Raw genomic sequence first — 24,588 nt, 5'->3', positions numbered from 1 at the left:
GTTAATGCATCTAATTGAAGCAACTTAGCATCATCTGCCGATCTGCCATTTACTTTGCTTTTTAAAATAGTTTTATGGCTAAGTCCTAAAGAGAATGAAAGATCAGGATTCACCGCAAACCCCATTCCTCCTGAAAGAGAAATAGTGTCTCCAAGTTCAACATCAGCTTTTGTGTCGCCAACTGTAACAGTATCCTCTAAGTTATAAATATAACTTAGACTAGCGAACAAGACCGCAGGATCAACAGGGTGAATAAGAGATAAATTAGGCTCAAAACTCCAAAAACCCGAACCTGTAGGGACATCACTAAATGAGTTGCTTCCATCTTCAATAGAAACATCATAAGGCGATCGTCCTGTATCCGACTTTACTCTAAGGCCACCTACCCAGTATGGCGCAGACTCAAAGTTAAACTGGTGCCTCAATGCGAACTCTACATCACCAAGCCCTCCGCCATCCACCGTTGTGTTTACTACTTCACTGTTTGAACCATCTTGAATGGGGCGCGTAGAAACTTGGTCATTACGATACACATACGGCACTCTAACTTCTAACTCTGTGGCGTTTGTTAAACCGTACCGAGCAGTTAATCCAACGGTTACTGTAGTCCTATCCGAATCACTCACTTCAATTCGCCCAACAATCAGAGTTGGTAAGACTGTATACCCAACAACAGATACTTTGTTTGAAGAGTTTTGTGTATAGCTTAAAGACGAATCAAATGACCATTTACCTTTAGGTGTGAGAACGCCTGGGCGCTCAATAACATCACCAACCGTTTGGGCGCGCTGAGGAATATCATCTCCTTCAGCACCATATGCATTCCCCGCAATGAATAAACTACAAAGATAGGTACCCAGTAAAGTCTTCCGTAACATCACATCTTTCCTTTTGCTGATGATCGTACCCAAGTAATCTCAGGCAATAGCTTGAGGTGAAGCTCCTAACTTTCCAAAGTAAGATTAGTATAGCTACTTCAAAACCACGACATACCTTTAAGTTTGGCGCTTTGAAGAAATTAGGAGACATTTATACTTATCTTCAACACTAAGCCACTAGTTAATAAATAATTAGGATAGATTCTATGTTTTCGCAATATTATTAATAAAATAAATTGCTTACCTGTGCTCTTAGTATGAAGTCGGTATGACATAACAGCTGAAAAGCCTGTTCTCTTTTGCGTAGCATCAATCACATTGCTTTTTAGATCGAGTCGCTCCGACTTCAACCATAACTAACGCTATCTTCCCCACATATTTCATCAAAATGCATTCCCGTGTCGCGATTTAACATGCTAAAGTTAACAATGCGTTAACAATTATAAATACAATGAGAAGACATGGAGTCACTTAAAATGAATCAGCCGAATCTAAATAGCGCTGCTGGTTGCGCTCTCCCACCACCAAATGAAATGATCCTCAAATGGGCTCAAGAGCGTCCAAAAGAGGTCTACCTAAAACAAATTATTAACCGACAGTTTGTTGAGTACACATTCTCTGATGTTGCAGATCAAGCCTTAAAACTTGTCAGCGCACTACGCTCGCTTGGTGTAAAGCCTGGCGACAAAGTTGCGTTAGTATCTAAAAACTGTGCAGAATGGTTTATTTGCGATCTTGCTATGATGCTTGGTGACTATGTCAGTGTGCCAATCTTTCCTACCGCCGGTGCAGACACCATCGAATACTGTGTGACTCATAGTGAAAGTAAAGCGATCATTGGCGGAAAACTCGATGATCCCAAAGCAACTCAGCAAGTCATTGATGCTATGCCTGAACTCATTAGCATCGCTCTACCTTATGACACGGCACCTAAGTGTAAGCACGAATACCAAGCGCTCATTGCTGATGCAATGCCAAGTGAAGAGCGTCCGCAGCATTACGATAACAAGCTAATGTCGTTGGTGTATACCTCAGGCACATCAGGGTTACCGAAAGGCGCGATGCTAACTTACGGCGCATTCAGTTGGTCTGTTCAGCAACTGATCAATCATATTGGTATCCAAGAAAACGACCGATTGTTCTCTTATTTACCGCTCGCTCATATTACAGAGCGTGTTTATATCTTCGGTTCATCGATTATGGGTGGCGTGCCAACAGCATTTCCAGAGTCACTGGACACTTTTATCGAAGATGTGAAGATGCACCGACCAACTCTGTTTATCTCCGTCCCACGATTATGGACGCTATTCCAGCAACGTATTCAAGACAAACTTCCACAGAAGAAGCTCAATATTCTGTTGAAAATCCCATTCGTCAATTCTTTGATCAAGAAAAAGCTAGCAGATGGTCTAGGTTTAGATCAGGCTCGAGTATTAGGCTGTGGCTCTGCACCTGTCTCGCCAGTGCTGTTGGAATGGTACCACTCAGTGGGCCTTGATATCACAGAGGCTTGGGGGATGACGGAATCATTTGCCTACAGCACGCTCAACTACCCATTTAGAGCTGACAAAATTGGTAGTGTCGGTAATGCAGGGCCAGGCATTGAGTTAAAAATCGCAGCCGATGATGAAATCATGGTGCGTGGCAAAGGGCTATTTTCTGGCTACTACAAAAATGATATTGCCACCCAAGAGTCTTTTGATTCAGAGGGCTGGCTACACACAGGCGATATCGGCGCTATCGATTCAGATGGTTATCTAACGATTCAAGGCCGTAAAAAAGATAACTTCAAAACCGCCAAAGGTAAATTTGTCTCTCCGGTACCTATCGAGAAAAAGCTTTTCGAGTACAGTCGCGTAGAGATGATGTGTCTCATCGGTTTAGGGCTACCCGCTCCGATTCTTTTGGTTGTGCCACATGACTTCCCTAACTTTGATCGAGAGCGATACGCACGTACCACACGTAAAGTTATTGCCAGGATGAATCAAGAACTCGCCTCTCATGAGCAAATCAAAGGTGTGTTAATGATTAAAGAACCTTGGAGTATAGAAAATGGCGTACTGACGCCAACGCTTAAAATTAAACGTCATGTGCTCGAACAAAAGTATCATGAGATAGGCCACAATTGGCCAAAAGATGAATTGGTCGTGTGGGAAGAAGACTTGTAATTTTGCTTGCACTCCTCAACACCATTGGGGAGTGCAACTTAACTTTGAGCTTGAATCAAACTCATAAACTACTCTCTCCAGAATGGCTTACTCACTTCACAACTAATCTCCCTTTCACCTAACCCAATATCGTCCCAAAGGTGCTTTGGTAACTCTCTCAAGTGACGACGTGTCTTATAGTTCCTTCTCCAAGCCGCCAGTTTAGAATAAATTAACTGTAACCCGCTCTGATGGGCAGTAGGTATAGTACGCTCACAAGTGTGTGTCATGTTTTCCATTTCAAAGATCCCTATACAATGTTGACCACTTAATAATCAGCGACTACGCTGATATCCTCAAACGATAGAATCTGCCATAGAGTTAAGGAAAACTAATGTGAAAGATCGAATGCCTCCCTTACAGGGCTTGTATTACTTTTTCGTTGCAGCAAAGGAAGGAAGCTTTAAAACGGCAGCAAAAGAACTGTTTGTTACGCCAGCGGCCATTAGTCAGCAAATTCGTCATTTAGAAGAGTTCTTAGGCACGGACCTATTTGTTCGTCAGCACAGAAAAATCGTGCTCACACCTGAGGGAGAGCTACTGTTTAGTCAGGCAGAAAGAGGGTTTGCTCATTTGCAGCAAGGGGTTAGATTAGTCAATCAAGATCCAAACCCGAACCACCTTTCGATATCAACACTCCCCTCTTTCGCTCATCATTGGTTAGTCCCGAAAATTACGGCTTTTCGTCAGCGTCACCCTGATATCGCCTTGCTATTAGAACCAACCAATGATTTGGTGTCTTTTCAAGATAGCCAGATAGATTTATGTGTTCGTTACGGTTTAGGAAAGTACCCCAATTTAGAATCACAATGGCTAATGGACGAAGCTTTTTATCCAGCTTGTCATCCGGTGTACCAGAAAGAGCACGGGATCTATAACATCGAGGATTTAAGCAAAGCTGAGCTGATTGAAGATGTTTGGCCTGATCTTGATTGGAATATGTGGTTAGCAACCTTGGGTCACTGCGCAGCAAAGCCTACCTTAAAATACAGTGGATCACATCTCGTGCTTGAGGCTGCACTATCACTTCAAGGCGTGGCATTAGTAAAACACAGTTTAGCTCATCAATATTTTCGTTCTGGCAAATTGGTCCGAATTGGAGATATCGCTATCAAGCCCAACTTTGCGTATTACTTGTGTGCGCCAAAAGGCTACTTAAAAAGACCTAAAGCTCAATTGTTTGCGCAATGGTTGAAGGAAGAAATAGAAATATTTGAAAAGTCAGTGGTACCAGACTTTAAGACCATTGACCTAAAAGGCAACAGCACTAGAACGACATCATAACAATCGTCAAAACAAACGCTAAATAGGAATAAAACAAAAACGCTCTGCGTATAAGACTGCTAGATACAAAAAGCCCCGCACTAAGCGGGGCTTTCAAGTTATAGAGTTAACTTAAGAATTACTTCTTAGCGTTACGCTCTTTAACGTCAGCAATTACTTGCTCTGCAACGTTTGTTGGACATGGTGCGTAGTGTGAGAACTCCATAGAGAACTGACCACGACCAGAAGTCATAGTACGTAGAGTACCGATGTAACCAAACATTTCTGATAGAGGTACATCACCCTTGATACGTACGCCAGTAGACGCTGCTTGTTGGTCTTTGATCATACCACGACGACGGTTAAGGTCACCGATTACGTCACCAACGTGATCTTCTGGAGTGAACACGTCAACTTTCATGATTGGCTCAAGAAGTTGCGCGCCAGCTTTAGGCATAGACTGACGGAATGCACCTTTCGCTGCGATTTCGTAAGCGATAGCTGAAGAGTCAACTGCGTGGAAACCACCGTCGAATAGTTCAACTTCAACGTCTAGAGTAGGGAAGCCAGCTAGAACACCGTGCTCCATCATTGACGCAAAGCCTTTCTCAACTGCAGGCCAGAATTCTTTAGGTACGTTACCACCAACAACTGTTGATTTGAACGTGAAGCCAGAGTTTGGCTCACCTGGTTTGATGCGGTAATCGATCTTACCGAACTGACCAGAACCACCAGACTGTTTCTTGTGCGTGTAGCTATCTTCGATTGCTTGAGTGATAGTTTCACGGTAAGCAACCTGTGGAGCACCAACTTCTAGCTCAACGCCGTAAGTACGCTTAAGGATATCTACCTTGATGTCTAGGTGAAGTTCACCCATACCTTTCAGGATAGTTTCGCCTGAATCTTCATCAGTCTCAACTTGGAATGATGGATCTTCTGCAACCATTTTACCGATCGCAATACCCATCTTCTCAGAACCGCCTTTATCTTTAGGCTTAACTGCGATAGAGATTACTGGATCTGGGAAGATCATTGGCTCAAGAGTACATTCGTGCTTAGGATCACATAGAGTGTGACCAGTTTGAACGTTCTTCATACCAACTACAGCGATGATGTCACCAGCTTGTGCTGAATCGATCTCGTTACGCTCGTCCGCGTGCATCTCAACCATACGGCCGATACGCTCTGTTTTACCAGTTGCAGAGTTAAGGATTGTGTCACCTTTCTTCATCTTACCAGAGTAGATGCGGATAAAGGTTAGAGCACCGAAGCGGTCATCCATGATCTTAAATGCAAGAGCACGTAGTGGCTCGTCTGCAGATACAGTCGCAACTTCACCAGTTGGCTCACCAGTCTCTGAATCAGTTAGAGGCTGTGGATCAACTTCTGTTGGAGATGGTAGGTAATCAATTACCGCGTCAAGAATAAGTTGGATACCTTTGTTCTTGTACGCTGAACCACAGTAAGTTGGGAAGAATGCTAGATCACGAGTACCTTTACGGATACAACGTTTGATGTCTTCTAGAGATGGCTCTTCGCCTTCTTCTAGGTAAGCCATCATTAGATCTTCGTCTTGCTCTAGAGCAGTTTCGATTAGCATTTCACGGTATTCAGCAGCTTTTTCTACCATGTCTGCTGGAATATCTTGAACTTCGTAGTTCTCTGGTTGGCCAGACTCATCCCATACGTAAGCTTGTTGGCTTAGTACGTCTACAACACCTACGAAATCTTCTTCGATACCGATAGGTAGAGTCATAACTAGAGGTGTAGCACCTAGTACGTTCTGTACTTGATCTACAACTTTGTAGAAATCTGCGCCCATACGGTCTAGTTTGTTAACGAAGATCAGACGTGATACGTGTGATTCGTCAGCGTAACGCCAGTTAGTTTCTGACTGAGGCTCAACACCACCAGAACCACAGAATACACCGATACCACCGTCAAGTACTTTTAGAGAACGGTAAACTTCGATAGTGAAGTCAACGTGTCCAGGAGTATCGATGATGTTTAGACGGTGATCGTTCCAGAAACAAGTTGTTGCTGCAGACTGGATTGTGATACCACGCTCAGCTTCCTGCTCCATGAAGTCAGTAGTAGTTGAACCGTCGTGAGTGTCACCGATCTTATGGATCTTACCAGTTAGCTTTAGGATACGCTCTGTAGAGGTAGTTTTACCCGCGTCTACGTGAGCAAAAATACCAATGTTTCTGTATTTTGATAAATCAGTCATTGTCTTACTCTGTTAATAAGGTATAAAGTGCGCGCAGAGTATATCACATTCTGTCAATACTGATACCCTTGCGTGCGGATGGAAGAAAAAAAATTTTAACGTGAAATTTCCGTCCCCAAAGCATAGTCAAACACAGCAATTTATGTACTTTATTCGCATTTTATTGAGGACGGATAGAACAGTTTGTGATTGCACAAATACCATTCTTATGAGCATTACAGCTCGTCAAAAGCCTCTATAGCTTCCGACAATTTCTTAACGCCGTGAATTTGCATGCCAGGGATGCCACCTTTCGGCATGTTGGCTGCTGGCACGATGGCTTTCTTGAAACCATGTTTGAACGCTTCATTCAAACGCTCTTGCCCACTTGGCACTGGACGGATTTCGCCCGCAAGCCCTACCTCACCAAAAATCACCACATCTTTAGGGAGTGGACGGTCACGAAAACTCGATAAAAGCGCCATAACTAAAGCAAGATCAGCGCTCGTCTCCGTCACCTTAACACCGCCAACCACATTAACAAAGACATCTTGGTCTGCCATTTGTAAGCCACCATGCTTATGCAACACCGCAAGCAAAAGTGATAGGCGGTTCTGCTCCAAGCCGACCGCAACACGACGAGGGTTGGCTAACTGCGAGTAATCCACCAGCGCTTGAATCTCTACTAGCAGAGGGCGCGTGCCTTCCCAAACCACCATGACGGAAGAGCCTGATGTTTCTTCTTCACCACGAGAAAGGAAGATCGCTGATGGGTTACTCACTTCTTTCAATCCTTGGCCTGTCATAGCAAAGACACCAAGCTCATTCACAGCGCCAAAACGGTTTTTATGACTACGCAAAGTGCGGAATCGGCTATCCGTTCCACCATCGAGTAGTACCGAACAGTCGATAATGTGTTCAAGAACTTTGGGGCCCGCAAGGGTACCATCTTTTGTTACGTGACCAACAATAAATACCGCAACATTATTCTGTTTTGCGTATCGTGTCAGAGCCGTCGCAGATTCACGTACCTGAGCAACACTGCCAGGCGACGATTGAACATCAGAAACGTGCATCACCTGAATCGAGTCTATTACCATTATACGAGGCTGCTCTTTTTCGGCGATTTGGCAAATTTTGTCGACGTTCGTTTCCGATAGCATTTTTAAATGATCTTTCGGCAAGCCCAATCGGGAAGCACGCATTGCCACCTGCTGTAACGACTCTTCACCGGTTACGTAAAGCGTTGGCATTTGCGCAGATAAACTACACATGGTTTGCAACAGAAGGGTTGATTTACCTGCACCAGGGTTACCACCAATCAAAATTGCGGCACCTGGCACAACACCACCACCCAAGACGCGGTCAAGCTCTTTAAACCCACTGGTGAAGCGAGGTACTTCTTGCAGATCAATTTCGGATAGCGTTTGAACCGTTGCTTCTGTTGCGGAACCAGCGTAGCCGCTTAAGCGTTCATTGCGAGCAACGGTTGGCGATGCAGCGATACGTACTTCTGTTATCGTATTCCATGCACCACATGCGTTACACTGCCCCTGCCAACGGGGAAAGTCCGCGCCACAATCATTACAAACATACGCTCGTTTTGCTTTCGCCATGATGCCTCAATTTTTTCTACAAATGTGACTAAGCACAGCCAAGTCAGACCTGAACTGAAATGAACTATTGATATACTTAAGTATTACTTCGCTTAGCCGATACAATTTAAAGTAACGACATACTCTAACAGAAATAATGCAGCAATCTGAAATTCTCTCGCTCGCAGAACGACTCATTCCCGTTTACGGTACGAATGACTTTGACTTTGTCCTTGGCCAACTGACCGAGGAAGAGCCGCCTTCGGCCAAAATTTTGGTTAAAATGGAACTTAACCGCTTAATGGCTCCATGCAAAAAAAGCATTGATTTGCGAGGTCGCGTTCAAGGCGAATGTCGCGAGTATATTTTGGATGGCATTCCACATTGGTTGGATGATGTTGCTTTCAACGCTTACCATAAAAACATCAAAAAGTTTGGCTGCTACACGGAAGGAATGTGGGAAGCATTGGTCAACACGCGAAATAACTTTCGCGTAATGAGCAAGCGCCTTACTCAGCAAAAAACGCAATCGTTAACGGATCCTAAAAGCCCGTTCTTAGCAGAACCCGTTCACCTAGGCTACGATTTAAAGCGCCAAGAAAAACGCTTGAAAGTCCAATCTCAAGTTGAAATTTGCCGTTCTAAAGGACAGCTTCTTCATGGATTAAGCATTGATTTGTCTAGCTCTGGCGCAAAGTTCAAAGTCCCTAGTGCATTTAAATATAACCTTGGGGAAATTATTCAGGTCACGTTTACTGAATTTGCCAGCAAATCTAACGTTGCAGGTATAGAGAAACCGCTTGCATACCGCATACTCGCGGTTGATGACTGTTACGAAAATGACTCAGTTCGATACCTCAGAACCATACGCTTAACTGACACCAATGTCGTCACCAGAGTGATAGATGAAGCGCTCAACAGTGCTGCTAAAAGGGCTCGTCACGACAATCAAGACAAGATTATTCGAGCTCGAACTCGCGGTTATGAGCACATCGCACTAAAGCACACCAGCAGCTTGCCTCTATTCTTTGATGGTAGTGACCTAAAATTAGCAATGTTAACGCCAAACAATCAAAAGCTTTGGCAATACTGGCACGATGAGAGAAACCAGCAAATGTTTGGTTCCTTATTCAACGAGCAACGCATCGCGTCACTCATTAAGCCTGGTGTGAAAGGAACAACCAATGTCCTTTATTCATTTACTCACGAGCACGAGAATCGAACCTATTTCTATTCGATGTTTCGCCCTGAAGCAACTCGCGAACAGCGCCAGCTATTTTGGCATTTAGGTGGCAAACGAGAGAGTTGGCGCGCCTTTAGAATTTCAATCTTTGAACTATCTGAGCAAGAACAGGAAGACCTAGCAGCTTTCTCTCCAGAGTTAGCAGAAACGTCTCAATCACTGACTCATATTGGTATTTTGCAAGAAATTGCTGACGAAAAATCAGGGCAGGATTACCTGCTAACTGAAAAGCCGCGCTTACCCGCTAATACGTTAAACGCGTTTCGTCATCCGAGAAGAGTTATCGGCAATCCAAAGGGCATTTATTTTGATGCAAAGTCTCGTCGAAAAGAGCCTCGTTATCGTTTTAAAACACCTTTAGAGTTGTACTCAGGACAAACTAAAACAGGCGGCTGTACTGTTGACCTTTCCAAACGAGGACTCGGAATTAGGCTAAGTGAGCCTACGATGTTACGTTCTGGGCAAGAGGTAAGAATCAACTTTCGAGAATTACAACTCTACGATAAAAAATTGCCGTTAATGTCGGTGCCATACCGAGTAATTCGTGTAAGCCCAGACGGTTGTAGCGTGCAGCTAGTTATTGATGAAAGCAGCCAAACCATGAAGGTAATCGCTTTTTTCAACAGCATTATCGAGCACAATCAAGACAAGCTAATCCCGCAAAAAGAGACGCTACCAAGTAATGCTCTACTTGAAAGGCTGCACTGCATGTTGCTCTCGCGTACGCTGAGCACGCCCATTTTTATCAGTAAGAGTACGTCATCTTCAATCAAAACCCCCGTTATCGGGGTGAACTTGCCGCTACCTAAACACATTGAGCTTTTTGCCCGTCTTGGGCATGACCAACTGTTGTCACTTGAACCTATCTTTAAAGGCCGGACAAGCACATTAATTGCAGAGCCAATAAAACGTGTAGAAGGTGCTCAAGCCAGACATCAGGATATCTATATAAGCGCCGCAAAAGTAGGCAATAAAATTACAGGCATTGAGTCAAAGCTTCATCAAGAGTTCAACAGCGTAAAAGAGCGGATTCAATTTATAAAGAAAGCGCGAATGATGGGTGACTTTTACGTGATTCGCCTTTCTACTGCGCCAATTTTCGATCCGATGACATCATTACTGCAACAAGATTTAAGTGACTTAACCCAATTTGGCGTACATCAAGCGAGCAAGTTAGAAAAAGAGTTAACAGCGCTCGTTGGTTACAGTGAATTTGAAGACATTACTGAAGAGGTTGTAATTAGATTGGAGTTAACCGAGTAAATTCAAAGTCATACCAAATTGAAAAAAAACACCGCCTTTCTGGCGGTGTTTTTGAATGGATGGTTAAGGTTTAGCTTTCCAGCTGACCTTTTGCTGCTTCACCAATGCGCCAGATAAAATACAGAGCACACCGCCCAACCCTGCAAAGCGAATCGCTGATTGCGCTTGAGCTTCCACTTTTGGTTTTGCGTGATACGCAATCCCTAATCCTGCCACCGACATCATCACAAGATCATTAGCGCCATCACCGACAGCAACCGTGTTGTGCTGCTCAATTTCATATTCATCCGCCAGTTCCACTAGAATGTCAGACTTCATCTGCGCCGTTACCACATCGCCAAGTACTTTACCCGTGAGTTTGCCGTCAATAATTTCTAATTGATTGGAGCGAGCAAAGTCTAAGTCGACTTTATCTTTGATGTAATCAGAGAAGTAAGTAAAACCACCGGAGGCAATCGCTGTTTTCCAGCCCAAGGCTTTCAACGTCGCAATTAGCGCTTCAAAGTCCGGCATGAATGGTAACTGGGAACGAACTTGTTCAAGAATTGATTCATCGGCACCTTTGAGCTTACCAACTCGCTGACGTAAACTTTGCTCAAAATCCAGCTCACCTTGCATGGCACGTTCAGTGACTTCAGCGACCTCATCCCCTACTCCTGCCAGTTTCGCGATTTCATCAATACACTCTATCTGGATCGCCGTTGAATCCATATCAAATACAATCAACCCTTGGGTTGATAGATCGGGCACTTCATTAAGCGAGGCGTAATCTAGGTTGAGACTTTGTAAGATCGTTTCATGTTGAGGAGTCAACTCTCCGGCCATCAGGGCTACTTCATATTGGCCAACTTTCCACGTTTCTAGTATTGGGTTGTAAAAGCCGGTGAAGAAATCAATGTCTTCGAAGTGACTTGGCGAAAGGTACTCAGCAAATACGATCCAGTTTGCTTTTGCTTTATCTAATTGGGAGGCAAATCGAGTCTCGGGTAATCGTTTTAAAAGTGTCGTATGTTTTCTGATAGGCAAGCTTTTTGACGCGTCCATGTATATAATCCCTTATGACTTTGCTAAAACGTTACCTCAACAAACTAAAAAGGCAAGTCTTTGTTTTATTTTAAATGGATGAGTAAAGAGCATGAGTGAATCTTTGTTCTCAGTAAGGAATGCCCTAAGAATTCTGGCACTAATCCTACTGTGTGTGATGTTGTTTATCACAATAAAAAACAGTGTTGTGATCAGTAAGGGTAATGAGAAAATTCAAGCACAACAGCTTGAAACGCTCACCAAAGTTTTGATTTCACAGGCGTCTCTTTCTGCCAGTGAGATGATTTTAACTAAAGATCAAGAACGATTACTTCAGCTAACAAACCAGCTAGCACAAGACCGTTTAGTGTTTGATGCAACAATCTACGATGCACAGGGTGTACGTTTAGCGTCTAGTGAAGAGGCATTATCGGTACGCGAAGTTCTTGGCCTGGATACGCCTTTGGCAACAGCTTCCATTGGTCGCCAGCAGTTGGTTGAACCAGTTTTTGCAGATGGTGCGCTTATCGGTTTTGTTCGCGTGACCTTTGAGACGGGCCGGGTGACGGCTATTTCTGACCACCACTATCGCAAGAGCGATCGTTATATGTACATGATGGTCTTAATGAGCTTTGTCTGTGGTATGTTGTTCATCTTGATTTTACGTCGACAACCGATACGTCGTAAAAAAGCGCCAAACCTGCTGCTAACCAAGTAACTAGGTAGCGCTAACAACTCATATAAAAACAGCCCGCAATGTACGGGCTGTTTTTTTAGCTCTTGAGAGCGAAAAATAGAATGACTCTTCGTCGCTTACTCTTCGTCACCAAGCAATACTGAATCTAGTGCGATTAGCATCATGTCGTTGAATGTCGTTTGACGCTCGTCAGATGTAGTCTGTTCGCCAGTCTTGATATGATCAGAAACCGTACAGATTGTCAGAGCTTTTGCACCGTATTCTGCCGCAACACCGTAAATACCAGCTGCTTCCATTTCAACACCAACAATGCCGTACTTGTCCATTACATCGAACATTTCTGGATCTGGCGTGTAGAAAAGCTCTGCTGAGAATAGGTTACCAACTTTAACGTCAATACCGCGAGCTTTTGCAGCGTCTTCTGCCGCACGAACCATGTTGTAGTCTGCGATTGCCGCGAAGTCATGACCTTTAAAGCGGATACGGTTCACTTTAGAGTCAGTACATGCACCCATGCCGATCACAACATCACGCACTTTGATGTCTTCATTCACTGCGCCACAGCTGCCAACACGGATGATTTTCTTCACGCCGAAGTCTTTGATTAGTTCAGTCGCGTAAATCGAGCATGATGGGATACCCATACCGTGGCCCATTACCGAGATCTTACGGCCTTTGTATGTGCCTGTGTAACCAAACATATTACGAACGTCACACACTTGAACGACATCTTCAAGGAAAGTCTCTGCGATGTATTTTGCACGTAGTGGATCACCAGGCATCAGTACGACGTCTGCAAATGCACCCATTTCAGCATTGATATGTGGAGTTGCCATTTTCTTTTCCTTAACCTTTCTCTAGCGCTCCGCGCTTAAGGCGATATAAGCCAGAGTATTCTCATTTCCGACAAGCAGCATTTACATACTGCAAACATAAAACTAGGAGCTATCAAGCTCCTAGTTTTCAAAAACCTAACTAATTATAGGAAGTTCTTACCGTAATCCATTGGAGAAGTACCGAAGTAACTTGCCAATGTTTGACCGATATCTGCGAATGTTTCGCGGCGGCCAAGAGAACCAGCTGGTACTTTTTGACCATAAACCAATACTGGGATGTGCTCACGAGTATGGTCAGTACCTGGCCATGTTGGGTCACAGCCGTGGTCTGCCGTTAGGATAAGCACATCGTCTTCTTCCATAATCTCTAGCACTTCGTTGATACGATCATCGAAGTACTCAAGTGCCGCTGCGTAACCCGCTACGTCACGACGGTGACCGTAAGCTGAGTCGAAGTCTACAAAGTTAGTGAATACGATCGTGTTGTCGCCCGCTTCTTTGATTTGCTCTAGCGTTGCTTCGAACAATGCAGGGATACCTGTCGCTTTCACTTTCTTAGTGATGCCGCAGTTTGCGTAGATATCAGCAATCTTACCAATAGAAACCACGTTGCCTTGCTTCTCATCAACGAGCTTCTGAAGAACCGTTGCTGATGGTGGCTCTACAGAAAGATCACGACGGTTACCTGTACGCTCAAATTGACCTTTACCAGCACCAACGAATGGGCGCGCGATAACACGACCAATGTTGTAATCTTCTAGCTCTTCACGTGCGATTTGGCAAAGCTCTAGTAGACGGTCTAGACCGAAAGTCTCTTCGTGACATGCGATTTGGAATACAGAGTCAGCAGACGTGTAGAAGATTGGTTTGCCAGTCTTCATGTGCTCTTCACCAAGATCGTCAAGAACTTGAGTACCAGACGCGTGACAGTTACCTAGGAAACCGTCAAGACCTGCACGCTCAAGAATGCGGTCAGTCAATTCTTTCGGGAAGCTGTTTGCTTTGTCAGTGAAGTAACCCCAGTCAAACAGAACAGGAACACCTGCGATTTCCCAGTGACCAGACGGCGTGTCTTTACCTGAAGAAAGCTCTGCTGCATGACCGTATGCACCAATGATTTCAGCGTCTGCGTCTAGTCCAGGTGCGAAGCGACCTGTCGATTCTTTATGCGCCATTGCCAAACCAAGTTTCGATAGATTTGGAAGGCGAAGTGCACCTTGGCGATTGTCGTTATCTGCTAAGCCTTTGTCACATTGGTCAGCGATGTGACCTAGTGTGTCTGAACCTACATCACCAAATTCTTTAGCATCGGCAGTTGCACCGATACCGAATGAGTCTAGTACTAAAATAAATGCTCTTTTCATTGCTCGTTCCTTAGGCCCACTCGGCTTTTTATTATGGTTGAGTAGGCCTTGTGTAATTACTTGTTCTATTAGATATCTTCTGCACGAATTTGGCGGTAAACCTCTGGAGTTGGTGTGTATTCACCACCTACTTTGATTGCACTGCGCAGTGCTTTTGCCGCTTCTTCCCATTGCTCTTCAGTGCGAGCGTGGATGACCGCAAGAGGTTTATCACTGTCTGCGACCTCACCTAGGCGGATGAACTCGTCGAAACCAACTGCGTAGTCGATTTCATCAGTAGCAACACGACGACCACCACCCATAGCAACCACAGCCATGCCGATAGCACGTGTATCCATTGCAGAGACAATGCCCGTTTCTGTTGCGTAAACTGGCTTAATGATTGCTGCTTTTTCTAAGTAGTTGTCGTAGTTTTCTACGAAGTCCGCAGGGCCGCCTAAGCCAGCAACCATCTTGCCGAAGCACTCAGCCGCTTTGCCGTTATCCAGCACTTCCATCAGTTTTGCGCGTGCGTCTTCTGTGTTCTCAGCAAGCTTGCCAAGTACTAACATTTCAGCACATGAAGCCATGGTCACTTCAAGTAGACGAGGATTACGGTATTCACCCGTTAAGAAACGAACCGCTTCACGAACTTCTACTGCGTTACCCGCTGAAGACGCCAGTACTTGGTTCATGTCCGTAAGAATTGCCGTAGTCTTAGTGCCAGCACCGTTTGCTACCGCAACGATTGATTTTGCTAGCTCTTCAGACGCTTCGTAAGTTGGCATAAATGCACCTGAACCCACTTTTACGTCCATCACTAGCGATTCCAGACCCGCCGCCAGTTTCTTAGAAAGGATCGACGCCGTAATCAGGGAGATATTGTCTACCGTTGCGGTAATATCACGAGTCGCGTAAACACGCTTATCCGCAGGAGCAAGGTCACCAGTTTGACCGATGATCGCCACACCAGCGTCTTTGGTTACTTGACCAAAAACATCGTTGCTCGGCGTAATGTTGTAACCAGGGATAGATTCAAGTTTATCCAGCGTACCGCCTGTATGACCAAGACCGCGGCCAGAGATCATAGGTACGAAACCGCCACACGCTGCCACCATTGGGCCAAGCATTAAAGAAGTTACGTCACCCACACCACCGGTTGAGTGTTTGTCGACAATTGGACCACCGAAGTTCATGTGGCTCCAGTCGATAACCATGCCCGAATCACGCATTGCACACGTTAAGGCGATGCGCTCATCCATGGTCATTTCATTAAAGAAAATCGTCATAGCAAACGCCGCAATCTGACCTTCAGATACCGTGTTGTTCGCTACGCCTTGAATAAAGAAGTTGATTTCGTCTGCGGTAAGTACTTCACCGTCACGTTTTTTACGAATGATTTCTTGTGGTAAATACATTAGTGCCTCCCAAGCTCTTTTGAGCCATGGTTGTAGTAGGATAGAAGAGGTTTGGTAGCACCCGTTTAGGTGCTACCGTTCAGACGTATTATTGGAATTAGTACGCTGTTGGATCAGCGACGTCGTCCGATACTTCTAATGTATTTAGTAGGTTGGTTAGCAGGCTAGACGCACCAAAACGGTAGTGACGAGCATCAACCCAGTTGTCACCTAGGATTTCGTCAGCCATTGCTAGGTATGCTGCTGCGTCTTCAGCAGTGCGCACACCACCTGCTGGTTTGAAACCAACAGTTTCTGCAACACCCATGTCGCGAATAACTTCAAGCATCATGCGAGCGTATTCTGGTGTTGCGTTTACTGGCACTTTACCAGTTGAAGTTTTAATGAAGTCAGCACCTGCTTCAATACAGATTTGAGATGCTTTCTTGATTAGTGCTTCTTCTTTTAGTTCACCTGTTTCGATGATCACTTTAAGAAGAATGTCACCACAAGCTTCTTTACATTGCTTAACTAGTTCGAAGCCTACTTTCTCATCACCCGCCATTAGCGCGCGGTAAGGAAAAACTACGTCAACTTCGTCTGCACCGTAAGCAACCGCCGCTTTTGTTTCAGCAACTGCGATTTCAATGTCGTCGTTACCATGTGGGAAGTTCGTTACTGTTGCAATACGAACCTCTGGCGTACCTTGCTCACGAAGTGTCTTCTTAGCAATAGGAATAAAGCGAGGGTAAATACAAATTGCAGCTGTGTTGCCTACTGCTGTTTTCGCGTCATGACATAGTGAGATCACTTTTGCATCAGTGTCATCGTCATTCAACGTAGTTAGGTCCATAAGTTTAAGTGCACGTAGCGCTGCTGCTTTTAAATCGCTCATTTCTATCTCCGATCAATATTCAAAAAATTCACTACTCAGCCTTACATCACGTCTTTAACTATAATCAACAAGTCGAGACAATGTGAGTAAATGGCTAAACAGTCTATTAATGAACGGACTTGGTTCCCTGAAGACTCGGCATATACAGCGAAAATTTATCATATGCCAATTGCTATCCTTGTCACCGCACAGTACCAGTTTGGCCTATGGCACAACAATCTATGATTGCGGTGTCTTTAATATCACATCACAAAGCAAAACGCCTATTAGATCTGATATTGCAGGGCAATTCATTTGCCCATCGATTATGTAATATTCATTACGTGATTAAGAATCAAGCTTAACCACTATCCTGTGATTAATACATTATAGAGTTTCACCGCAAAACTGTAGCACCAAATAGAGCGCAAACGGTTTGTATCTCAAAATTTCCTAGCCCCTATTCCATTGACTGCGTAATACCTCGACTAAGGCAAACACCCGATGAAATTTTGGAGCCCGAAAAACGAAAAATGCCCCGCAGCAATCTCTTGCTACAGGGCATGATGTAAAACGGCGTCTATATATTAAGAACCGATTCTAATTATAGTGCTGCAAGGCTTAAGCAGAAGCCTGCAATTGTCGCTGCCATAAGGTTAGACAACGTACCTGCAAGAACTGCTTTAACACCCATGCGAGCGATGTCACTACGACGGTTTGGTGCAAGGCTACCTAGACCACCAAGTAGAATCGCGATAGAAGAAAGGTTCGCGAAACCACATAGTGCGAATGAGATGATAGCTGTTGTCTTCTCAGACATTACTTCACCAGTTGCCGCGATTACTTGAGCGTTTTCACCTAGATATGGTGTGAAGTTCAAGTAAGCAACGAATTCGTTCACTACGATTTTCTGACCGATGAATGAACCAGCTGTTACAGCTTCTGCCCATGGAACACCGATTAGGAATGCTAGTGGAGAGAACGCGTAACCTAGGATTAGCTCTAGTGTTAGTTCTGGCATGCCGAACCAACCACCGATGCCACCTAGCATACCGTTGATTAGCGCGATTAGACCAACGAATGCGATTAGCATTGCACCTACGTTAAGCGCAAGTTGTAGACCAGAAGCCGCACCGCCCGCAGCTGCGTCGATTACGTTAACTGGTTTGTCGTCACCGCCGTCCATCGCTTCTTCGATACTTTCGTGAGGCTGGTCAGTCTCTGGGTGAAGGATTTTAGCGAACAGTAGACCACCTGGTGCTGCCATGAATGATGCCGCAACTAGGTACTCTAGTGGAACACCCATAGATGCGTAACCAGCTAGTACACCACCAGCAACAGAAGCTAGACCACCACACATTACCGCGAATAGCTCTGATTGAGTCATTTTTGGAACGAATGGGCGAACAACTAGAGGTGCCTCAGTTTGACCTACGAAAATGTTAGCTGCCGCTGACATTGATTCCGCACGAGAAGTGCCTAGCGCTTTTTGTAGTGCGCCACCAAGAATCTTGATAACCCATTGCATAACGCCAATGTAGTAAAGAACTGAAATCAGTGCAGAGAAGAAGATCAGTGTAGGAAGAACACGGAATGCGAAGATGAAACCGCCGCCGCCGAATACTTCGAACATCTTGTCAGAAACAAGACCACCGAACAGGAATGATGAACCATCGTTACCGTAGTTGATAACGTTAGAAACACCTGAAGAGAAACCGTTTAGTAGATCACGGCCCCAAGGTACATACAGAACAAATGCACCTAATGCGAATTGGATAGCGAATGCGCCACCCACAGTTCTAAAGTTGATAGCTTTTCGGTTGTTAGAAAATGCCACTGCAATCGCAAGAAGCACTACCATACCGATTAGGCTCATAAACAGGCTCATAGTTTATGACTTCCTTATAAGTTATTTATTGGCGTGTTACAAAATGGAGCTATAAAGCGGGGGCAATTATACTCATGCAGAATCAATTAAAGTAATGCCAGCCTCACACTTTCCTATAAGATTCATGATTGATTCAACCAGCTTTGTGAGTTAATTCACAATAAGCAGGAAAACGTTTTCGATTTCAAACCACATCTTTAGATTTTATTCACATATCGAGAAAGCAAAATTGCTATTTTTCCACAGCTGAGAGGCAATCGATTGCTTTCGGCCGTTATGCAACTCTACGAGCTCATTAAAGACGTGAATGAGTTTGGCTGGGTGATTTGACTCCCCTTGATATCCAAGTATAGGCATATCTGGTGCGTCTGTTTCGATTACTAGGTTTTCGAGTGGTAATTTTTGAATTGCGTCGCGTGTTTTCTTGGCTCTTGGGTAGGTAATCGTTCCTCCTACACCGATAAAAAAACCTAATTTGACCCACTCCATGGCTTGCTGATAACTCCCAGAAAAAGCGTGTAGCACACCACCTCTAGGGAGATTCGCCGCTTTCACCATTTGAATGAGGCGATTGTGCGCTTTTCGGCTATGTAAAATAACTGGGAGTTCGAAGCGTCTAGCCAGCTCAAATTGAACTTCAAGTATCTTTTCTTGCAACTGTGGATCAACATCAATGGCAAAATCTAAACCACACTCTCCTATTGCCACGCACTGCTGCCCTTTTTGATTTAGATAGCCTTCTAGCTCTGTAAGGTGCTGCTCAACGTTATCTTCAAGAAAATACGGATGAAAGCCGAGCGCATAATACAAATTGGCATGTTGCTCTGCCAAAGTTTGAATACGAGCCCAGTTTTGCGGACCGACGGAAGGAATCAAAATTCTTGCGACGCCTTGCGTTTGAGCAAGCTCAAGTTGATGTGCAAAGTCATCTTGAAACACATCAAAATCAAAGTGGCAGTGCGTATCAAAGAGCTTCATCTTGACGCTTTTTATCTGTATCTGCGGGCAGAAAATCAGAGGATGGTTGGGCTTCACTCTTCTCTTCAGTTTGATGGGCTGGGTCTTTTCGATATGGGACACAACTGCGTTTCTGATCGGGAGTTAACCCCATCTCTTTACACCAGTTGTCGTAACGCTTTAGCCCACGTTTAAACCAATTCATATCTTATCCTTATATAAAAACGCCCTTGGCTAAGTTTATAGCCAAGGGCGTTTTAAAATCTAGTTTGCGTTAAGGCTTACCCTAACCGCGCAAATTAGTGCTCACGCGTCGCACGGAAATCAACGTCAGGGAAACGCTCTTTCGCCAAGTTTAAGTTAACCATTGTTGGAGCGATATACGTTAGGTTATCACCACCATCCAATGCTAAGTTCGCTTGATTCTTGCGTTGGAACTCATCCAGTTTCTTCGCATCACCACACTCAACCCAACGAGCAGTTGCAACGTTAATGCCTTCATAAATCGCTTCAACGTTATACTCAGATTTCAAACGAGCCACAACAACATCGAACTGAAGTACACCAACGGCACCAACGATCAGATCGTTGTTCTGTAGAGGACGGAATACCTGTACCGCACCTTCTTCTGATAGCTGAACCAAACCTTTGAGAAGCTGCTTCTGCTTTAATGGATCTTTCAGGCGAATACGACGGAATAGTTCCGGAGCGAAGTTCGGAATACCAGAGAACTTCAGTGATTCACCTTGCGTAAAGGTATCACCAATCTGAATAGTGCCGTGGTTGTGTAGACCAATGATGTCACCGGCGTAAGCGTGTTCTGCACGTGCACGGTCACCAGCCATAAAGGTTACTGCATCAGAGATACTCACTTGCTTGCCAAGACGAACGTGGTTCATCTTCATACCTTGCGTGTAAGTGCCCGATACAATACGCATGAATGCGATACGGTCGCGGTGTTTTGGGTCCATATTCGCTTGGATCTTAAATACGAAACCAGAGAACTTCTCTTCAGTCGCTTCAACTTCACGTTCAACCGCTTGACGAGTTTTCGGCGCTGGAGCCCATTCAGTTAGACCGTCTAGCATATGATCCACACCAAAGTTACCTAATGCAGTACCGAAGTAAACTGGCGTCAGGTCACCTGTTAAGAACATTTCCAAATCAAACTCAGGGCAAGCACCCATGACAAGCTCAAGCTCTTCTCGAACACTTTCCGCAAGGCCTGCACCAACTTTTTCATCAAGCTCTGGGTTATCGAGACCTTTGATGATTCGAACTTCTTGAATCTCATGACCGTGACCTGATTCGTATAAAATCGTTTCATCACGGTGAATGTGGTAAACACCTTTAAACTCTTTACCACAGCCGATTGGCCATGTGATTGGCGCACACATCATGCCCAATTCGTTTTCTACTTCATCCAATACTTCCATTGGATCACGAACGTCACGGTCAAGTTTGTTCATGAAGGTTACGATTGGCGTGTCACGTAGACGTGTAACTTCCATTAGTTTACGAGTACGGTCCTCAACACCTTTCGCTGCATCGATAACCATCAGACATGAGTCAACTGCCGTTAGAGTACGGTAAGTATCTTCCGAGAAGTCTTCGTGTCCAGGCGTATCAAGTAGGTTTACCAGACAATCGTTGTAAGGGAACTGCATTACAGAAGTAGTAACCGAGATACCACGTTCCTTTTCCATTTCCATCCAGTCTGATTTTGCGTGCTGTGCGTTACCACGACCTTTAACCGTACCTGCTTTTTGGATCGCGTTTCCGAATAACAGTACTTTTTCAGTAATGGTGGTTTTACCCGCATCCGGGTGAGAAATAATAGCGAACGTTCTGCGCTTAGACACTTCGCCTAAAAAAAGGGGATTTGACATTAGTTAATCTTCTAAATTACTTTCATGCTCACAAAATAGGCAAGCATATCTACTATTCGATATTGTGCGGTATTCTCGCTTATTATCGCTGTGCTAGCAAACTGGAAAGACATGAACTGAATTTACTCGGCTCACCAGCCTTTACCTGCAACTAACAAGGGAAAGCCAGCTCCACACAAAGAGATGTAAAAATTCAAAAAATTATTATTACATATTCAAAAGCCTCGAATCCGGATACGCATTTAAAGCATAAGTGTTGATGAGGTAATTAGTAACGGCCTAAAACTAACTCAAAAATAAGTAACTCATGATAATGGCGTCTTCCTTACCATTTCCCGATTTAGCTGGGTAATAGTTGTAACGACGGTCCACTTCATTAAAACCTGCTTGCTCATAAATATGGATAGCTGGGTGATTACTTTCACGCACTTCTAACCAAGCACTCTCTGCTTTGGCTTGTTCACAGTATTCAATAAACGCGTCCAGCAATTTTTGCCCTAGCCCTCTGCCCTGTTGAGAAGGCGCTACTGCAATATTTAATAGTGTCACTTCTCCAACAATATTCTGTCCATAGAAGTAACCAACCACTTGAGAGCCTTCCAGCATCACATGATGGCAAGCACCGCGACTGGATAAGTCACGAACCAAAGATTCGGCCCAAGGGTGAGAATGTGCTTGCTGCTCGATTTGCCAAACTTGGTCGAGGTGCTCTGCACGCATCGGCGTAATTTCAATTGTCACGCATTAGCTCCGTTAAGAAGAGTACGAACAGATTTGTTGCCACAATGCGCGGCGCTGTTCGTTATTACCATCAATATCTTGTAATAGTGGCGAGGTCAGGTGCTTTGCCTTGATGCTTTGATCAGCCTCACAGCCTGCAAACCACACCCACTCTAGCTGATGTTCACCCAGCATGGATAAGCGCTCAGGCTCTAGGTGTAGCGCATCATCAAGCGTGAGCTTAATGCTTTTTAATACGCGCTCAAACATCAATGCCGTCTCGTTTTCTGGACATATTGGCGATACCAATAGGAGTTTACATGAACTTTGCAAATCCAATAATGGCGATTGATAGCCTTCCAGTCTTTCAGGGTGTACCAGCTCCCATGTGCTGATCCCCATTTCACGTAAATACTGTTTCTCGTTAATTGACATTTTCCGTCACCTATTTGAACGAGGGCAATCCTATCAAATTATCGCGATTATACCTAAAGGACTTCAAGGAACACCTGAACACAATGAGATGATTTGGATATTCCTGAACATAGCGTTTTGCCAACGGCCACACATTGGGTATGACATATGAGGTACATTATGAAATTCTTAAATACGCTACTACTTTGCACACTGGTAGCCGCCACCAGCATGAGTGTTTTTGCTAATAACAGCGATGAGTGGGAGCTGATTGCAACGAAAACCGTTAACTTTCATACAGAAACAGATACCGTGACACCAAATAGCCTATTCCGAAACCGAAGCTTCAGTAAAATAAAACTAAAATGTGTGCAAGGAACGGTAGACATGAATGGTTTAAAAGTCGTCATGACAGATGGTAGTGAGAAAAAGCTTTCCTCTATGGGCGTACTAACAAGCGGATTGTCGACTCGTGCCTGGAGCCTTCCAGGTACAAAAGAAGCCAAGCTAAAACAGATTGAAATGACTTACAGTAGCTGGGGGAGCACAAAACTCAGCCTGCTAGGGGTAAGTAAAAAAGCGAAAATAGAGATCTGGGGCAAAAAGAAAAGTAACCAGTCATCCTAACCTCCCTATCTCAGTTTTCAGTGAATAAGAAAGAAGCCCACTTAGTCGTGGGCTTCTTTCATTTACAGTTCAGAGAACTCTGGCGCATAGTCTATGCGTCCGGAGCGTCCAGCACATTGACCTTCGACCAACTCTGCGACTCGAAATGCACCTTTAGGGACATCCCAAGCACATTCAAAGCCCATCTCGTCGCATGATTGAAAACCCTGGCGCGCGTAATAATCAGGATCGCCCAACACCACACACACTGGGTAGCCAAAATCACGCAGTGAATCAAAACCTTCTTTGATCAACTCTGCAGCGATGCCTTGGCGACGGTAATCTTCATGAACAGCTAATGGCGCTAGCCCTTGCCATGACAAATCTTCACCATTTAAGGTCACAGGGCTAAATAAAGCATGGCCTATCACCTCTCCCTCATCTGTACACGCGACTAAGGAAAGCGTGAATTTGCTGTTTTCGCGCAAACGCATCACAAGCTCAGCTTCAGCTTCCGTCGGGAAGGCGTGTTTCAATAAGCGGTCAATGGTAAGAATGTCCGCTGGGGCTTCAGTTCGAATAAGCATTCGCTACTCCGGTTGGTTGTGCAGGCGCTTGAACTCCTTTCTGAACAAAATCAGCCAATTGATTCAAAGCGACTTGCATTGCTTTCGGTAACTGCTCTAAGTCGACACTGTCCATTAAGTTTTTCACTTCTAAGCCAAGCTCAGTATCACCTTCAATTGAAAGGCGACGTTGGAAGAACAGTGTGTCAGGGTCTTCTTTACGACCAGCAATCAGTACTAGGTCGTTTAGATTACCACTAAAACTCACATCTTCCTGAACTGGTTTTTCAGCTACCACCAATTTTTCGTCTTGATAGCTGATGTACCATGCTAAGTTCAAGTCTTTAATCGCAACTTTTAACCACTTGTCTTCAAGGAACTCAAAGTCACCATCTTCCAAGGCTTCTTTAAACACCATTTTTAGCCCTTCCAGCAACGCTTTTTGCTGAATTGGCTGTGGTAATAACTGGACTGGAGAACGCAAAATGTTAGCTGCGTTCTTTACTAGTTGACTGCGAATCTTGTTTAACACGTTCATTATCCGTTACTTTGTCATTAGGTTGCTTATATTAAGCAATAGTGGCGATGAGATTACTGTTATGTATCAATAAAGTGCTTATTTTAGATTGGTGGTTTATTGTTCACTAACGCTTCTTTTTTTGAACTTACGTGTATTATTGATGCGAACAGGTGGATAAACACTTTTACAACCGTATTTTC

The 24,588-nt window shown here is 44.5% G+C and carries 23 protein-coding genes; 6 read left to right on the top strand and 17 right to left on the bottom strand.

Features of this window, described 5'->3' with window-relative positions; genetic code table 11:
* Positions 1-878 (bottom strand): transporter (locus R7Z10_RS22445; protein WP_225466553.1); only part of this gene is annotated, 878 nt, incomplete at its 3' end.
* 476 nt (positions 879-1,354) lie between these two features.
* On the opposite strand from R7Z10_RS22445, the gene R7Z10_RS22440 reads away from it, so the two are divergent.
* Entirely contained in the window at positions 1,355-3,046 is a 1,692-nt protein-coding gene (locus tag R7Z10_RS22440; RefSeq protein ID WP_318105978.1) for an AMP-binding protein, read from the top strand.
* A 68-nt stretch (positions 3,047-3,114) separates the two neighbouring features.
* On the opposite strand, the gene R7Z10_RS22435 is transcribed toward R7Z10_RS22440, so the two are convergent.
* Positions 3,115-3,315, bottom strand: a complete 201-nt coding sequence (locus tag R7Z10_RS22435) for a DUF1127 domain-containing protein (protein ID WP_224721253.1) — start codon at positions 3,313-3,315, stop codon at positions 3,115-3,117.
* Positions 3,316-3,421: 106 nt separating this feature from the next.
* Here R7Z10_RS22435 and R7Z10_RS22430 point away from each other — a divergent pair, with 106 nt between their 5' ends.
* Positions 3,422-4,369: a LysR substrate-binding domain-containing protein gene (locus R7Z10_RS22430; protein ID WP_054579100.1), complete on the top strand. Its 948-nt coding sequence runs from the start codon at positions 3,422-3,424 to the stop codon at positions 4,367-4,369.
* A 118-nt stretch (positions 4,370-4,487) separates the two neighbouring features.
* On the opposite strand, the gene fusA is transcribed toward R7Z10_RS22430, so the two are convergent.
* Positions 4,488-6,578: an elongation factor G gene (gene fusA / locus R7Z10_RS22425; RefSeq protein WP_005386444.1), complete on the bottom strand. Its 2,091-nt coding sequence runs from the start codon at positions 6,576-6,578 to the stop codon at positions 4,488-4,490.
* 215 nt (positions 6,579-6,793) lie between these two features.
* Positions 6,794-8,173 (bottom strand): DNA repair protein RadA, encoded by a 1,380-nt coding sequence (radA, locus tag R7Z10_RS22420; protein ID WP_005386443.1) that lies wholly within the window; start codon positions 8,171-8,173, stop codon positions 6,794-6,796.
* A gap of 136 nt (positions 8,174-8,309) precedes the next feature.
* Between radA and R7Z10_RS22415 the strand changes: the two genes are divergently transcribed.
* Positions 8,310-10,658: a PilZ domain-containing protein gene (locus R7Z10_RS22415; protein ID WP_005380143.1), complete on the top strand. Its 2,349-nt coding sequence runs from the start codon at positions 8,310-8,312 to the stop codon at positions 10,656-10,658.
* A 63-nt stretch (positions 10,659-10,721) separates the two neighbouring features.
* On the opposite strand, the gene serB is transcribed toward R7Z10_RS22415, so the two are convergent.
* Positions 10,722-11,702: a phosphoserine phosphatase gene (serB, locus tag R7Z10_RS22410; protein WP_005380142.1), complete on the bottom strand. Its 981-nt coding sequence runs from the start codon at positions 11,700-11,702 to the stop codon at positions 10,722-10,724.
* Positions 11,703-11,793: 91 nt separating this feature from the next.
* Between serB and R7Z10_RS22405 the strand changes: the two genes are divergently transcribed.
* Positions 11,794-12,399 carry a YtjB family periplasmic protein gene (locus R7Z10_RS22405; RefSeq protein WP_005391677.1) on the top strand — a complete coding sequence of 202 codons (606 nt, stop codon included), beginning with the start codon at positions 11,794-11,796 and terminating at the stop codon, positions 12,397-12,399.
* A 95-nt stretch (positions 12,400-12,494) separates the two neighbouring features.
* On the opposite strand, the gene deoD is transcribed toward R7Z10_RS22405, so the two are convergent.
* The 4 genes from deoD to deoC form a co-directional block, all read right to left on the bottom strand.
* Complete coding sequence (gene deoD / locus R7Z10_RS22400; RefSeq protein ID WP_005380140.1) at positions 12,495-13,214, bottom strand: purine-nucleoside phosphorylase; 720 nt, start codon at positions 13,212-13,214, stop codon at positions 12,495-12,497.
* Between the two features lie 143 nt (positions 13,215-13,357).
* Positions 13,358-14,578: a phosphopentomutase gene (locus R7Z10_RS22395; RefSeq protein ID WP_054700480.1), complete on the bottom strand. Its 1,221-nt coding sequence runs from the start codon at positions 14,576-14,578 to the stop codon at positions 13,358-13,360.
* A gap of 68 nt (positions 14,579-14,646) precedes the next feature.
* The gene (gene deoA, locus R7Z10_RS22390) at positions 14,647-15,975 is read right to left on the bottom strand and encodes a thymidine phosphorylase (RefSeq protein WP_025768209.1); all 1,329 of its coding nucleotides are present in this window, start codon (positions 15,973-15,975) and stop codon (positions 14,647-14,649) included.
* A gap of 97 nt (positions 15,976-16,072) precedes the next feature.
* A complete protein-coding gene (gene deoC / locus R7Z10_RS22385) occupies positions 16,073-16,849 on the bottom strand; it encodes a deoxyribose-phosphate aldolase (protein WP_005380133.1) in 777 nt (258 codons plus the stop codon).
* Positions 16,850-16,939: 90 nt separating this feature from the next.
* Between deoC and R7Z10_RS22380 the strand changes: the two genes are divergently transcribed.
* A complete protein-coding gene (locus tag R7Z10_RS22380; RefSeq protein ID WP_005391675.1) occupies positions 16,940-17,074 on the top strand; it encodes a hypothetical protein in 135 nt (44 codons plus the stop codon).
* Positions 17,075-17,432: 358 nt separating this feature from the next.
* Here the strand turns inward: R7Z10_RS22380 and R7Z10_RS22375 are convergent, their stop codons facing one another.
* The 6 genes from R7Z10_RS22375 to R7Z10_RS22350 form a co-directional block, all read right to left on the bottom strand.
* Positions 17,433-18,716 carry a NupC/NupG family nucleoside CNT transporter gene (locus tag R7Z10_RS22375; protein ID WP_005380131.1) on the bottom strand — a complete coding sequence of 428 codons (1,284 nt, stop codon included), beginning with the start codon at positions 18,714-18,716 and terminating at the stop codon, positions 17,433-17,435.
* 204 nt (positions 18,717-18,920) lie between these two features.
* Entirely contained in the window at positions 18,921-19,694 is a 774-nt protein-coding gene (locus R7Z10_RS22370; protein ID WP_005380129.1) for a TatD family hydrolase, read from the bottom strand.
* Entirely contained in the window at positions 19,681-19,878 is a 198-nt protein-coding gene (locus tag R7Z10_RS22365; RefSeq protein ID WP_005380125.1) for a DUF5363 family protein, read from the bottom strand. Before R7Z10_RS22365 ends, R7Z10_RS22370 begins: the two co-directional genes overlap by 14 nt.
* Positions 19,879-19,972: 94 nt before the next feature.
* The gene (gene prfC / locus R7Z10_RS22360) at positions 19,973-21,562 is read right to left on the bottom strand and encodes a peptide chain release factor 3 (RefSeq protein WP_005380123.1); all 1,590 of its coding nucleotides are present in this window, start codon (positions 21,560-21,562) and stop codon (positions 19,973-19,975) included.
* Between the two features lie 285 nt (positions 21,563-21,847).
* On the bottom strand, positions 21,848-22,303 hold the full coding sequence (gene rimI / locus R7Z10_RS22355; protein WP_005380122.1) for a ribosomal protein S18-alanine N-acetyltransferase: 456 nt from the start codon (positions 22,301-22,303) through the stop codon (positions 21,848-21,850).
* 12 nt (positions 22,304-22,315) lie between these two features.
* Positions 22,316-22,717 (bottom strand): DNA polymerase III subunit psi, encoded by a 402-nt coding sequence (locus R7Z10_RS22350; protein ID WP_005380121.1) that lies wholly within the window; start codon positions 22,715-22,717, stop codon positions 22,316-22,318.
* A gap of 159 nt (positions 22,718-22,876) precedes the next feature.
* Between R7Z10_RS22350 and R7Z10_RS22345 the strand changes: the two genes are divergently transcribed.
* Positions 22,877-23,323, top strand: coding sequence for a hypothetical protein (locus R7Z10_RS22345; protein WP_318105975.1), 447 nt, complete (start codon positions 22,877-22,879; stop codon positions 23,321-23,323).
* Positions 23,324-23,385: 62 nt separating this feature from the next.
* On the opposite strand, the gene R7Z10_RS22340 is transcribed toward R7Z10_RS22345, so the two are convergent.
* The gene (locus R7Z10_RS22340; protein WP_005380119.1) at positions 23,386-23,889 is read right to left on the bottom strand and encodes a GNAT family N-acetyltransferase; all 504 of its coding nucleotides are present in this window, start codon (positions 23,887-23,889) and stop codon (positions 23,386-23,388) included.
* A complete protein-coding gene (locus tag R7Z10_RS22335) occupies positions 23,873-24,400 on the bottom strand; it encodes an SCP2 domain-containing protein (RefSeq protein ID WP_005394645.1) in 528 nt (175 codons plus the stop codon). The genes R7Z10_RS22340 and R7Z10_RS22335 overlap by 17 nt, the downstream gene beginning before the upstream one ends.
* Positions 24,401-24,588: the final 188 nt, after the last annotated feature.

This window comes from Vibrio sp. Vb1018 (assembly GCF_033338775.1).
Taxonomy (GTDB): Bacteria; Pseudomonadota; Gammaproteobacteria; order Enterobacterales; family Vibrionaceae; genus Vibrio; species Vibrio alginolyticus.
The sequence above is the reverse complement of the archived record's forward strand: the minus strand, read 5'-3'. Positions and strand labels throughout refer to the sequence as shown.